This is a genomic window from Methylobacterium sp. Leaf93 (assembly GCF_001422345.1).
Taxonomy (GTDB): Bacteria; Pseudomonadota; Alphaproteobacteria; order Rhizobiales; family Beijerinckiaceae; genus Methylobacterium; species Methylobacterium bullatum.
Genome location: NZ_LMMS01000023.1, coordinates 263921 through 276136, shown reverse-complemented (window position 1 = coordinate 276136; position 12216 = coordinate 263921). Strand labels below are relative to the sequence as shown.

The window sequence follows — 12216 nt, the reverse complement described above, 5'->3', positions numbered from 1 at the left end:
CTTTCGTGAAACGAAGGCCTCGAAGGGGGCCTCCATGGCCCTTTACGGGTTCTGGAAGCCTCCTTCGAGGCCGCTGCGGGGCATCTCAGGATGAGGGCATCGGTTGGGAAACGTCCGAGAGTGGACGACTCAACTCTTGGCCGGCGCGCTCTTGTCGGCGGGCTTCTTCTTGAACATCCCGCCGAGGTTGTCCCACAACTCCACCTTCACGCCGTTGCGGCGCATGATGACGTATTGCTGGATCACCGAGAGGGTGTTGTTCCAGGCCCAGTAGATCACCAGACCGGCCGGGAACGAGCCGAGCATGAAGGTGAACACGATGGGCATGAAGGTGAAGATCTGCGCCTGGACCGGGTCCGGCGGCGCGGGGTTCATCTTCATCTGGATGAACATCGTGATGCCCATCACGATCGGCCAGATGCCGAGATGGATGAAGTCCGGGGCGGCGAAGGGAAGGAGCCCGAACAGGTTCAGGATGTTGGTCGGATCGGGCGCGGCGAGATCCTGGATCCAGCCGAAGAACGGCGCGTGCCGCATCTCGATGGTGATGAACAGGACCTTGTAGAGCGCGAAGAAGACCGGGATCTGGATCAGCACCGGCCAGCAGCCGGCGACCGGGTTGATCTTCTCCTTCTTGTACAGCTCCATCATCGCCTGCTGCTGCTTCATCTTGTCGTCGCCGTAGCGCTCGCGGATCGAGGCCATCTCCGGCTGCACGGCCTTCATCTTGGCCATGGACTGGTACGACTTGTTGGCGATCGGCAGGAACAGCAATTTCAGGCAGAAGGTCACCACCAGGATCGACACGCCGAAATTGCCGAACAGGTGGAAGAAGAAGTCCAGCGCCCGGAACATCGGCTTGGTGATGAAGTGGAACCAGCCCCAGTCGATCATCAGATCGAACTGCTTGATGCCGAGATCCTTCTGGTAGTTGTTGATCGTGTTGACTTCCTTGGCGCCGGCGAAGAGCTGCTGGGTCGCCGTCACAGTGGAGCCCGGCGCGACGTTGCGGCCATCGCCGCGCACGCTGGCTTGATAAACCTTGGTGGCGCCGTCGGTACGCTCGGTGAAGCTGCCGGTATAGGGCGTGGCCTGGTCGGGGATGGTGGCCGCCGCCCAGTACTTGTCGGTGATACCGACGAAGCCGCCCGTCACGTTCGCCCAGGCTTTGCCCTTGGTGGCGGCGTTTCCGAGCACCGGCTCCTTGGCGACGTGATCGTAGGTGTATTCCTGCAGGCCGTCGGCGCCGACCACGCCGATCATGCCCTCGTGCAGCACGTAATAGCCCTGCGTCGTCGGCTTGCCCCAGCGCGAGACGAGCCCGTAGGGATACAGGGTGACGGCGTTCGCGCCCTTGTTCTCGACCTCGTCGCGGATCGTGAACATGAACTTGTCGTCGACGGCGATGACGCGGCGGAATACAAGGCCGGCGCCATTGTTGTAGCTCAGCGTCAGGGGCTTGGTCGGCGTCAGAACGGTCTCGTCGGCGGTCCACACCGTGTCACCGGTGGGGAGGGGGCCGGTATTCTGCCCGACCCAGCCGAACTCGGCGTAATAGGGATTGGCGCTGCCAGTGGGCGAGAGCAGCACGATGCGCGGGCTCTTGTCGTCCACGGTCTCGTGGTAGCCCTTGAGCGAGACGTCGTCGACGCGGCCGCCCTTGAGGGCGATCGAACCGGCGAGCGCCGGGGTGTCGATGGTCACGCGCGGCGAGCGGGCGAGCGCCGCCTCGCGGCTTTCCGCCGGCGTCTGCGCATTCGGCAGGGTGCCCGGCACGGGGGCCGAGGGGCCGCCTTCCGCCGGGCTCGCCGAGGGCGCGCCGTTGGGGTTGGCCGCCTGTTGCGCCGCCTTGCTCTGCAGGGCGGCTTGACGCTGCTCTTCCACGCGCGGGGCGGCGATGAAATAGTTCCAACCGAGCAGGACCGCCAGCGACAAGGCGATCGCGACGATCATGTTCGTCTTGTCATTACCCATCGAGAGATCCGTCGCGTGTGTTCGGAGGAGGGGAGGGAAGGCAAGCGTCGCCTGAGGCAGGGGGCATCGTCCCCGCCTCGTTTCGCGCGGGCGAACGCGCCGACGTCAGGGCGAGTGATGCGGTTTTGGAGGATGCAATTCCATCGGAGCCCGAGCCGGGCTTGCCCGCATCGGGCTTTCCGGACCTGCGCCGTCCCCGCGAGGAGGAGCCCGATTCGCCACCCTTGGTCCCGCCGGGCTTGATCACCGCGCCGACGGAACGGCGCAGGTCGGCGATCAGCGTCTCGAACGGGGCATGGAGCGCAGGACGTCTCGCGATGAGAACGATGTCCGCCGAGGCATCGGGAAGGTCCGCCGAGGCACAGGCTACGGCATCGCGCAGCCGGCGGCGAATCCGGTTGCGCTCGGTGGCATGCCCGACACGCTTCGTGATCGTGAAGCCGATTCGCAGCCCCGCGATCGGCTCGGCATCGGCGAGTGGCGTCCCGGACGCCGCATCGCGCAGCCGCCCCTGGGCGCTCATGAGCTCAGTGTGAAACCGTCGCCCCCCAGCGGCAGCGAGGAAGTCCGGTCGCCGCTTGAGCCGTCCGATCGTCGACACTGCCGGTTCGATCCTGCGGCCTAGGGGCGAGGTCATGGTCTGAGCGGGGCTGGCCTCGGCGTTCCGTGCCGCCGAAGGCACGGATGCCTTAGGCCGAGAGCTTCTTGCGGCCGTGCGAGCGACGGGCTGCGATGACCTTGCGGCCGCCGGCCGTGGCCATGCGGGCGCGGAAACCGTGGCGGCGCTTACGCACGAGCTTGCTGGGCTGATAAGTTCTCTTCATGGCGCGATCTCCGATGGCCGAGGATCGATCCGGCTGGCTGCAGGAGCCCCACCGACATCTTCACTCGCCCTGAAATGTGTCTGCAAGCGCGAAGAGCGCCCACATGGGGCGCGGCGACGCGATGGCGCGGCTTATGACGGAGAGGGGGGGCGAAGTCAATTCTGGCGCGGGTATTTCCCATCGCGCGCGCCGCCGTCCGAGCGGGGTCGGCGTTAGCCGTGCATTAACCTTTTCAGCTTATGAAGGAATCATGTCCGGTTTTCCGGATGTGGGGCAGATTTCGATCTGCCGCTGTTTTTGATGCCTCTGTCGACTTTATCAAAGCCGCCCCTCCCGGGCGGCTTTTTTTTCGTCTTCGCTCATCCGCGCGTCCAGCGCCGTGCGACTCTGCTCGTTTGGCACGATGTCCGCTTGTTAACGTTAACCCTCGGTCAACGGCGCGGGGCGGCGCGTTCGGCGCTAGTGTTGCGCCTCTGGTCGCGAACGCACTGATCGTGTCCCAGGTCGGGACACAACGGTCCGATAGCGGCACAGGAGGCAGGATGAACGAGTTCAACGTCACCTTTCGCGACGAGCGCGACTGGGTCAGCTTCGGCGACACCTACGTGAACTCGGAGGCCTTCCGGGTTCTGTTCCGCGAGGGCATGACCATGGTCGAGGAGGCGGCGGCCTATCTCGATGGCGATGGGCGCGAGGAATCCCGCCTCCTGTCGCGCGACAGTACCCTGTCCTATGCCAGCGAGAGCATGCGTCTGACCACGCGGCTGATGCAGATCGCCTCCTGGCTGCTGGTGCAGCGCGCCGTGTCGGAGGGTGAGATCACCCCCGCCCAAGCGCTTCAGGAGAAGACCCGCGTCCGCCTCGCGACGCCGGAGGCCTTCCGCGCCGAGACGTTCGGCGCGCTCCCGGCCCGTCTTCAGGACCTCACCATCCGCTCGCGCCGGCTCCACGCCCGCATTCTGCATCTCGACGGGCTCATCTCCGACGACCACCCGACCCCGATGGTCCGCGAGAGCCCCGTCGCCGCCCAGCAGGGCCTGCTGCGCAGCGCCTTCGGCGTGGCGCATTGAGACTTGCGCATTGAGATGTGGCGCGTCGAGGCCCGGCGTGGCCTCGATGCCTGGAAACGCGAAAGGGCGGCGCCTCGTCAGCGCCGCCCTTTCGCGTTTCGAAAACCCTCCGCCGCCACCAGACGGTCGCGTCGGTCAGTCCGCAGAGATCACTTCTTGCCGAAGGAGAGGGCGCCGAAACGCGAATTGAACCGCGAGACGCGACCGCCGCGATCGAGCATCTTCTGCTCACCACCGGTCCAGGCCGGGTGCGTGTTCGGATCGATGTCGAGGTTGAGGGTGTCGCCCTCCTTGCCGTAGGTCGACCGGGTCATGTAGTCGGACCCATCGGTCATCACGACCTTGATGAAATGGTAGTCGGGATGCTCGGTACCCTTGGCCTTGTCGGCCGCACTCTTTGCCATGACGAAATCCTTGAATAGCCACGCCGACCGGCCCGCCTGGCGGCCCGCGGCCTTAGATCACGCGCAATCGGATGAAGGCGGGCCTATACCCCACGTGCTTCCTCCGAACAAGCGCCCGGGCGCGGGAGATCGCCCGGGCGCGTATTTTCTTGAGACGATGACGAGGCAAGATGGCTCGCGGGCGTAACAAAATTTCCGGCGGCGATGGCCGTGGCAAGGCACCCCTCGGGTCGCTGAAGCCGCTGATCCCGTTCGCACTGGTCTATCGCGGCCGCATCCTCGCGGCGTTCCTGTCGCTACTGGCGGCTTCCGGGGCGACTCTGGTCGTGCCCATCGCGCTCCGGCGGGTGATCGATCACGGCTTCTCGCCGGAGGGCCACAGCGTCATCGACGCCTATTTCATGGCGCTGATCGGCGTGGTGTCGGTCCTCGCCCTCTCGAGTGCCGCCCGCTATTACACCGTGGTGACGCTGGGCGAGCGCGTGGTCGCGGACCTGCGCAGCGCGGTCTTCGCCCGCCTCACCATCCTCGATCCGGCCTTCTTCGACCGCTCGCAATCGGGCGAGATCGTCTCCCGGCTCACCGCCGATGCGACGCAGGTGAAGGCGGTCTTCGGGGTCTCGATCTCCATTCTCCTGCGCAACGCTTTCCTGTTCGTCGGCGCGGTGGCGATGATGGTCATCACCAGCCCGAAGCTGTCGATCCTGGTGCTGGTGGCGATTCCCCTCATCGTGTTCCCGCTCATCCTGTCCGGGCGCGGCGTGCGGCGGCGTTCCCGCGCCGCGCAGGATCGGCTGGCCGATGCCTCGGCCTATGCGGCCGAAGCCATCGGGGCGATTCGCACCATGCAGGCCTTCGGCATGGGACGCGCCACGGCGGAGCATTTCGGGCAGGCCTCCGAGAATGCGTATTCCGCTGCGCGCAATTCGGTGCAGGCCCGCGCCCTCCTCACCGGGGTGGCGATCTTCCTGATCTCGGCCAGCGTCGTCGGGGTGATGTGGTACGGCGCGCAAGGGGTGCTGGCCGGCACGATGACGGCGGGCCAGCTCTCGCAATTCGTGCTCTACGCGGTGTTCGGCGCCAGCGCGCTGGGCCAGCTCTCCGAGGTCTACGGCGAGCTCGCCCAGGCGGCCGGCGCCGCCGAGCGCCTCGGCGAGATCCTGGCCGCCGAGCCGGCGATCCAGGCGCCTGCCGATCCGGTGCCGCTGCCGGTGCCGCCGCGCGGCGAGGTGGCGTTCGAGCAGGTGCGCCTCACCTATCCGACCCGGCCCGAGCACCCTTCGCTGGACGGGATCAGCTTCCAGGTGGCGCATGGCGAGCGCGTCGCTCTCGTCGGCCCCTCGGGCGCCGGCAAGACCACGGTGCTGCAGGCGCTGCTGCGCTTCTACGATCCGCAATCGGGGGTAGTCCGCGTCGACGGGGTCGACATCACCGCCGTCGATCCGGATTCGCTGCGCGAGCGGATGTCCCTGGTCCCGCAGGACCCCACCGTGTTCTCCGGCTCTGTCATGGACAACATCCGCTACGGCCGGCCCCTCGCCAGCGAGGCCGAGATCCATCGCGCCGCCGAACTCGCCCATGCGGACGGGTTCATCCGCGCCCTGCCGCAGGGCTACCACACCCAGGTCGGCGAGCGCGGCGTCACCTTGTCTGGCGGTCAGCGCCAGCGCGTCGCCATCGCCCGCGCCATCCTCAAGGACGCGCCGATCCTGCTCCTCGACGAGGCGACCTCGGCGCTGGACGCCGAGAGCGAGCGCGCGGTGCAGACCGCGTTGGATACCCTCATGCGCGGGCGCACCACCCTGGTCATCGCCCACCGTCTGGCCACCATTCGGGCCGCCGACCGCATCCTCGTCCTCGACGGCGGCAGGATCGTCGAGACCGGCACGCATGAGAGCCTACTGGCGCGAGGGGCGCTCTATGCGCAGCTCGCCGCGCTCCAGTTCACCGATGCGCTGGACGAGACCGCCCGCGGCAAGGAGCCGAGGCCGAAGCGCCTGGCGCTGCCGGCCGAATAGGCAAAGGCGGGGGAGGGGGGCTGTGACCCGAAAGGCCCTCTTCCACAGGCAATTGCGCCGGACGTGGTAATGGTAATGGACCGTGAACCGCGACTCGGGATGGGTTGAGTCATGGCGCGCATCCTCAAAGATCCCGGTTTCGTCCACCTCCACGTCCACTCGTCCTTCTCGCTCCTCGAAGGGGCACTGAAGGTCGCCGACATCGTCAAGGCGGCCGCCGCCGACCGGCAACCGGCCCTGGCGCTCACCGACACCAACAATCTGTTCGGGGCGCTGGAATTCTCCGAGAAGGCCGCCGGAACGGGCATCCAGCCCATCGCCGGCATGCAGCTCTCCGTGGCCTTCGAGGCGCCGGACCCGATGGCGCGGCTGTCGCAGATCGTCACCTCCAACGTCGTGGTGCTGGCCCAGAGCGAGGCCGGCTACGGAAACCTCCTGCGTCTCGCGAGCCGCGCCTATTTCGACGGCCCGCTGGGGGATGCGCCCCGGCTCACCGTGGAAGCCCTGACGGAGAACGCGGAAGGTCTCATCGCGCTCACCGGCGGCACAACCGGCCCCCTCGACACGGCCCTGCGCGGCGGACGTGTCGAACTCGCCGCCGCCCGCCTCGAGCAGCTGAAGGGAGCGTTCGGCGAGGACCGGCTCTACGTGGAGATCCTGCGCCACGGACTCGACGACGAGCGCATGGTCGAGCGCGAATTGCTGAGGCTCGCCGATTCCAATGGCCTCTCGATCGTGGCCACCAACGAGCCGTTCTTCGCCAAGCCCGACGATTACGACGCGCACGACGCGCTGCTCGCCATCGCCGAGGGACGCCTCGTCTCGGACGAGCGCCGCCGCAAGCTCACCCCGCGCCACGGCTTCAAGACCCGGGCCGAGATGGCCAAGCTGTTCCACGACCTGCCGGATGCCCTGTCCGCCACGGTGGAGATCGCCATGCGCTGCGCCTATCGCGTGCGCACCCGTAAGCCGATCCTGCCCAATTTCGGCGTCGTCGCCGCCCTCGATGCGCTCCCCGTGGAGACGGTCTCGCCGGATATCGCGGCGGAGATCGCCCTCGACGAGCCGTCCGAGCTGCGCCGTCAGGCCGAGGCCGGTCTCGAACTGCGTCTGGCCCAGCACGGCCCCTGCGAGGGCATGACCGAACAGGTCTATCGCGACCGTCTGGCCTTCGAGCTCGACGTCATCGTGAAGATGAAGTTCCCCGGCTACTTCCTCATCGTGTCGGACTTTATCAAATGGGCCAAGGACCACGACATCCCGGTGGGGCCGGGCCGTGGTTCGGGTGCCGGCTCGCTGGTGGCCTACGCGCTCCTCATCACCGATCTCGATCCGCTGCGCTTTGGCCTGCTGTTCGAGCGCTTCCTCAACCCCGAGCGCGTCTCGATGCCGGATTTCGACATCGACTTCTGCGTCGACGGCCGTGAGCGCGTGATCCAGTACGTGCAGGAACGCTACGGCCACGAGCAGGTGGCGCAGATCATCACCTTCGGTACGCTGCAGGCGCGCGGCGTGCTGCGCGACGTCGGCCGCGTGCTGGAGATGCCCTACGGGCAGGTGGACAAGCTGACGAAGCTGGTGCCGCAGAACCCGGCCAACCCCGTCACCCTGGTCCAGGCCATCGAGGGCGAGCCGAAGCTTCAGGCGGCGATGGAGGAGGAGCCCGTCGTCGCGCGCCTCATGCAGATCGCCAAGAAGCTCGAGGGGCTGCACCGCCACGCCTCGACCCACGCGGCGGGCGTGGTCATCGGCGACCGGCCGTTGGAACAGCTCGTACCGCTCTACCGCGACCCGAAGACCGGGATGCGGGTGACCCAGTTCAACATGAAATGGGTCGAGGCGGCGGGCCTCGTGAAGTTCGACTTCCTCGGCCTCAAGACCCTCACCATGCTGCGCTGCTGCACCGATCTCCTGGCGCAGCGCGGCATCATCGTCGATCTCGCCTCGCTGCCGCTGGACGATCCCAAGACCTACGCGCCGATGAAGCGCGGCGAGACGGTGGGCGTGTTCCAGGTGGAATCCGCCGGCATGCGCAAGGCGCTGGTCGAGATGCAGGCCGACCGGTTCGAGGACATCATCGCCCTCGTGGCGCTCTACCGCCCCGGCCCCATGGCCAACATCCCGGTCTATTGCGAGCGCAAGCTCGGCCGCGATGCCGGCAACGAGGCGAGCTGGTATCCGCACGAGAAGCTGGAGCCGATCCTCAAGGAGACCTTCGGCATCATCGTCTACCAGGAGCAGGTCATGGAGGTGGCCAAGCTTCTGGCCGGCTACTCGCTCGGCGACGCTGACATGCTCCGCCGCGCCATGGGCAAGAAGATCAAGGCCGAGATGGACGCCCAGCGCGACCGTTTCGTGAAGGGCTCCGTCGCGGGCGGGCTCACCGAGGCGAAGGCCAACGAGATCTTCGACCTGCTGGCGAAATTCGCCGATTACGGCTTCAACAAATCGCACGCCGCCGCCTACGCTCTGCTGACCTACCAGACCGCCTATCTCAAGGCGAACTACCCGGTGGAGTTCCTGGCCGCCGCGATGCAGCTCGACATCGACGTTACCGACAAGTTGGCCGAGTTCCGCCAGGACGCTCAGCGCCTCGGCATCCCGGTGGACCCGCCCTCGATCAACACCTCGGGAGTCAATTTCGAGGTCCATGACGGCCGAATCGGCTATGCGCTTGCCGCGATCAAGGGCGTGGGCCGGGCCGCCGTCGAGGCCGTGGTGGAGGCGCGCGGCGAGACGCCGTTCAAGGACCTCGCCTGCCTCGCACGCCGGCTCAACCCGCGCCTCATCAACAAGCGTACCCTGGAGAATCTCGTAGCGGCCGGCGCCATGGATTGCATCGAGATCGACCGGGCGCGGGCCTGCGCCGCCGTCGAGCCGATGATGAAGCTGGCGCAAGGGGCGGCGGAGGCGGCCAGTACCGGCATCGTCGACATGTTCGGCGGCATCGCCTCGGCCGACGTGACCCTGCGCGTCCCCGCCTACGAGCCCTGGCCGATGGCCGAGAAGCTGAAGAAGGAATACGAGGCCATCGGCTTCTTCCTCTCGGGCCATCCCCTCGACGAATATGCCGGCCTGCTGGAGAAGCTGCGCGTCCAGAGCTGGGCCGAGTTCTGCCGCTCGGTCCGCGCCGGCACGTCCAGCGTCGGCAAGGTCGCCGCCTCCGTCCTCGACCGGTCGGAGCGCCGCACCAAATCTGGCAACAAGCTCGGCATCGTCACGCTCTCGGACCAGACCGGGCATTTCGAGGCGATCATCTTCCAGGAAGGCCTCGGCCAGTACCGCGAGATCCTCGAACCCGGCCGCCCGCTGGTACTCCAGATACAGGCCAATCTCGAAGGCGAGGACGTGCGCGCGCGCATCGTCACCGCTGAGCCTCTCGACGAGGCGGTGGCCCGGTACCAGAAGGGCATGCGCGTCTATCTCCGCGACGAGCGCCCCATCGTCAGCGTCCAGCAGCGCCTGCAGGTGCGCGGCGAGGGCGAGGTCTCGCTGATCCTCCTCCTCGACGGCGGCGACCGGGAGGTCGAGGTCAAGCTCCCCGGCCGCTATCAGGCGACGCCGCAGATCGCCGGGGCCCTGCGCGCCGTGCCGGGGGTGGTGCAGGTGGAGGTTAACTGACGGGGTGCGTGACCGCCGAGAGTGTCAGCCTCCCGAGGGGAGGGGCCCGTCAAACGTCTCGCGCGCCGTCTCCACCGCCGCGAGGTTCTGCTCGGCCCAGATCCACACGCCGCAGAAGGCGGCGCCGAGGCTCTGGCCGAGTTCCGTCAGCCGGTACTCGACCTTGGGCGGCACCACCGGATGCACGGTGCGGATCACCAACCCGTCCCGCTCCATGTGGCGGAGCGTCTGGGTCAGCATCTTCTGGCTGATCGTGCCGATGGACCGGCTGAGTTCGGTGAAACGAAGCTCGCCCTTTTCCTCCAGGATTTCGAGGATCAGCATCGTCCATTTGTCGGCGACGCGGCCGATCAGGTCGTGGACCAGCGCCTCGACGCGTGGATCCGCATCGACGGGTGGGGGTGGAGCCGCCATCTCACGCTCTCCTTTTGGTAAGTACAAATCTTTTTGGTGCCTTCTACCCATCGGAGAGTAGGCGCGGCATCTCTTTGGGGCAACCAGGAGGGAAGTCCCAATGAAGACGAGCGGCAACACCATTCTCATCACCGGCGGCGCATCGGGGATCGGCCGCGAACTGGCGGAGCGCTTCCAGGCCCAGGGCAACACGGTGATCATCGCCGGCCGCCGCCGCGATCGGCTCGATGCGGTCACGGAGGCCAATCCCGGCATGGTCGGCTATGTGCTCGATGTCGAGGACCGGGCGGCAATCGACGCCTTCGCCGCGACGGTGATCGCCGCCCACCCCGACCTGAACGTCCTGATCAACAATGCCGGGATCATGCAGTTCGAGGATCTCACCCGCTCCCGCGATCTCGCGGATGCCGAGGCGATGGTGACCACCAACCTGCTGGGGCCGATCCGCCTCACCGACGCGCTGATCGACCATCTCTCCGCTCAGCCGGACGCGGCGGTCGTCAACGTCTCGTCGGGCCTCGCCTTCGTGCCGCTGGTCTCGACCCCGACCTATTCGGCGACGAAGGCGGCGATCCATTCCTACACGATCAGCCTTCGCGACGCCTTGAAGGGCAGGGTCGAGGTCATCGAACTCGTGCCGCCCGCCGTGCAGACGGAACTCACGCCCGGCCAGTCGACGCGGGAGGGGTACATGCCCCTCGGTGACTTCATGGACGAGGTGATGACGCTCTTCGCGACGCAGCCGACCCCGCCGGAAATCCTCGTGGAACGCGTAGAATTTCTACGCTTCGCCGAGGCCGAGAAACGGTTCGAGCAGACCTTCGCCACGGTGAACGAGGTCGCCGGGACGGCGGGCACGGAGCAGCACTGACGATCCGTAGCGGCCATGCGAGCCGGCTTGCCGGTCGGAAAGAGACGCGGCGGGAAACATCCGCCGCGTAACCGCGTCTTAATAATACCTTCAGCATGGTCGAGATCAGGCTGGACCCGGTGCTTGCCCGACAAGTCCCGGCATGACGCGAACTGGCGTCGCGGTTCGGTGGCACGCTTCGATGACGAGAACTCTCTTGCGCCTGTCGGTCTTCGTCATCCTCGCGATCCTGGTCTTCGTGACGCTGTCGCCGATCGGGCTCCGGCCGGTCGTCGCCTCGGCGAATGTCGAGCGGATGAGCGCCTACGCCCTGTTCGGCTTCCTGTTGATCCTGGCCTATCCCAAGCGCTGGTATCTCGGGCTCGTGACCGGAATGGCGGTGGCCGGCATCCTCGAATTTGGCCAGGAATTGTCGCCGACCCGCCATGCCCGGATGTCCGATTTCCTGGTCAAGGCGGTCGCCGCGGCGTTCGGCAGCCTCGTCGCTTACCTCGCCCTGGCCGCCTATGCCCGGTTCGAGCGGCCTTCGGCCTCGCGCTGACACAGGTGCCTGACGTGGATATCTCCGACGATCCCGGTTTTTACGCGCTCCTGACCGGGAGTTTCCACCGTGCCGTCGGCCGGCCGCTGGTGCCGGAGCCGGGGCGCGACGCGGCCTGGCTCGATGCCGACGCCCCCTTCGCGGTCCTCGCCCATGACGGAGGGGACGACCCGCGTTTCATCTATGCGAACCTGACCGCCCTGCGCGTCTTCGGCTACGAGAAGGCCGAGCTCATCGGCCTGCCCTCCCGCTTCTCGGCCGAGGCCCCGGAGCGGGCCGAGCGGCAGCGCCTCCTCGACGCGGTCACCCGCCACGGGTTCGTCGACAACTATGCCGGCATCCGCATCCGCAAGGACGGAACCCGCTTCCCGATCCGAGACGCCATCGTCTGGCAGCTCGTGGACGAGGCCGGCCTGTTCCACGGTCAGGCCGCGACCTTTTCCGTCTGAGCGGGGTCGCCGCTGTCGACGCGGGAAGGG

General features: G+C 67.1%; 11 protein-coding genes. 6 read left to right on the top strand and 5 right to left on the bottom strand.

Translation table 11 applies throughout. From position 1 onward, the window contains the following. Positions 1 to 129: 129 nt before the first annotated feature. From yidC to rpmH, 3 genes are read right to left on the bottom strand one after another with little or no spacing between them, the layout of a single operon-like run. Positions 130 to 1974, bottom strand: a complete 1845-nt coding sequence (gene yidC / locus ASF26_RS13040) for a membrane protein insertase YidC (RefSeq protein ID WP_056254495.1) — start codon at positions 1972 to 1974, stop codon at positions 130 to 132. Then, complete coding sequence (gene rnpA / locus ASF26_RS13035; protein ID WP_082477619.1) at positions 1967 to 2611, bottom strand: ribonuclease P protein component; 645 nt, start codon at positions 2609 to 2611, stop codon at positions 1967 to 1969. Before rnpA ends, yidC begins: the two co-directional genes overlap by 8 nt. 52 nt (positions 2612 to 2663) lie before the next feature. After that, positions 2664 to 2798: a 50S ribosomal protein L34 gene (gene rpmH / locus ASF26_RS13030; RefSeq protein ID WP_018045311.1), complete on the bottom strand. Its 135-nt coding sequence runs from the start codon at positions 2796 to 2798 to the stop codon at positions 2664 to 2666. A 542-nt stretch (positions 2799 to 3340) separates the two neighbouring features. On the opposite strand from rpmH, the gene ASF26_RS13025 reads away from it, so the two are divergent. Next, positions 3341 to 3868 carry a DUF1465 family protein gene (locus ASF26_RS13025; RefSeq protein WP_056254490.1) on the top strand — a complete coding sequence of 176 codons (528 nt, stop codon included), beginning with the start codon at positions 3341 to 3343 and terminating at the stop codon, positions 3866 to 3868. A gap of 149 nt (positions 3869 to 4017) precedes the next feature. On the opposite strand, the gene rpmE is transcribed toward ASF26_RS13025, so the two are convergent. After that, positions 4018 to 4272, bottom strand: a complete 255-nt coding sequence (gene rpmE / locus ASF26_RS13020) for a 50S ribosomal protein L31 (protein ID WP_018045309.1) — start codon at positions 4270 to 4272, stop codon at positions 4018 to 4020. Between the two features lie 170 nt (positions 4273 to 4442). On the opposite strand from rpmE, the gene ASF26_RS13015 reads away from it, so the two are divergent. Together ASF26_RS13015 and dnaE are read left to right on the top strand one after the other, a co-directional pair. Then, the gene (locus tag ASF26_RS13015) at positions 4443 to 6290 is read left to right on the top strand and encodes an ABC transporter transmembrane domain-containing protein (protein WP_056254487.1); all 1848 of its coding nucleotides are present in this window, start codon (positions 4443 to 4445) and stop codon (positions 6288 to 6290) included. A 111-nt stretch (positions 6291 to 6401) separates the two neighbouring features. Further along, positions 6402 to 9911: a DNA polymerase III subunit alpha gene (gene dnaE / locus ASF26_RS13010; RefSeq protein WP_056254483.1), complete on the top strand. Its 3510-nt coding sequence runs from the start codon at positions 6402 to 6404 to the stop codon at positions 9909 to 9911. A gap of 24 nt (positions 9912 to 9935) precedes the next feature. On the opposite strand, the gene ASF26_RS13005 is transcribed toward dnaE, so the two are convergent. Further along, positions 9936 to 10325 (bottom strand): helix-turn-helix domain-containing protein, encoded by a 390-nt coding sequence (locus ASF26_RS13005; protein WP_056254481.1) that lies wholly within the window; start codon positions 10323 to 10325, stop codon positions 9936 to 9938. A 100-nt stretch (positions 10326 to 10425) separates the two neighbouring features. On the opposite strand from ASF26_RS13005, the gene ASF26_RS13000 reads away from it, so the two are divergent. The 3 genes from ASF26_RS13000 to ASF26_RS12990 all read left to right on the top strand — a co-directional run bounded on the left by ASF26_RS13000 (position 10426) and on the right by ASF26_RS12990 (position 12186). Continuing rightward, complete coding sequence (locus ASF26_RS13000) at positions 10426 to 11196, top strand: SDR family oxidoreductase (RefSeq protein ID WP_056254477.1); 771 nt, start codon at positions 10426 to 10428, stop codon at positions 11194 to 11196. Positions 11197 to 11377: 181 nt separating this feature from the next. Next, positions 11378 to 11737, top strand: a complete 360-nt coding sequence (locus tag ASF26_RS12995; protein WP_026176196.1) for a hypothetical protein — start codon at positions 11378 to 11380, stop codon at positions 11735 to 11737. 14 nt (positions 11738 to 11751) lie between these two features. Further along, positions 11752 to 12186, top strand: a complete 435-nt coding sequence (locus tag ASF26_RS12990) for an MEKHLA domain-containing protein (RefSeq protein ID WP_056254474.1) — start codon at positions 11752 to 11754, stop codon at positions 12184 to 12186. The last annotated feature ends 30 nt before the right edge of the window (positions 12187 to 12216 follow it).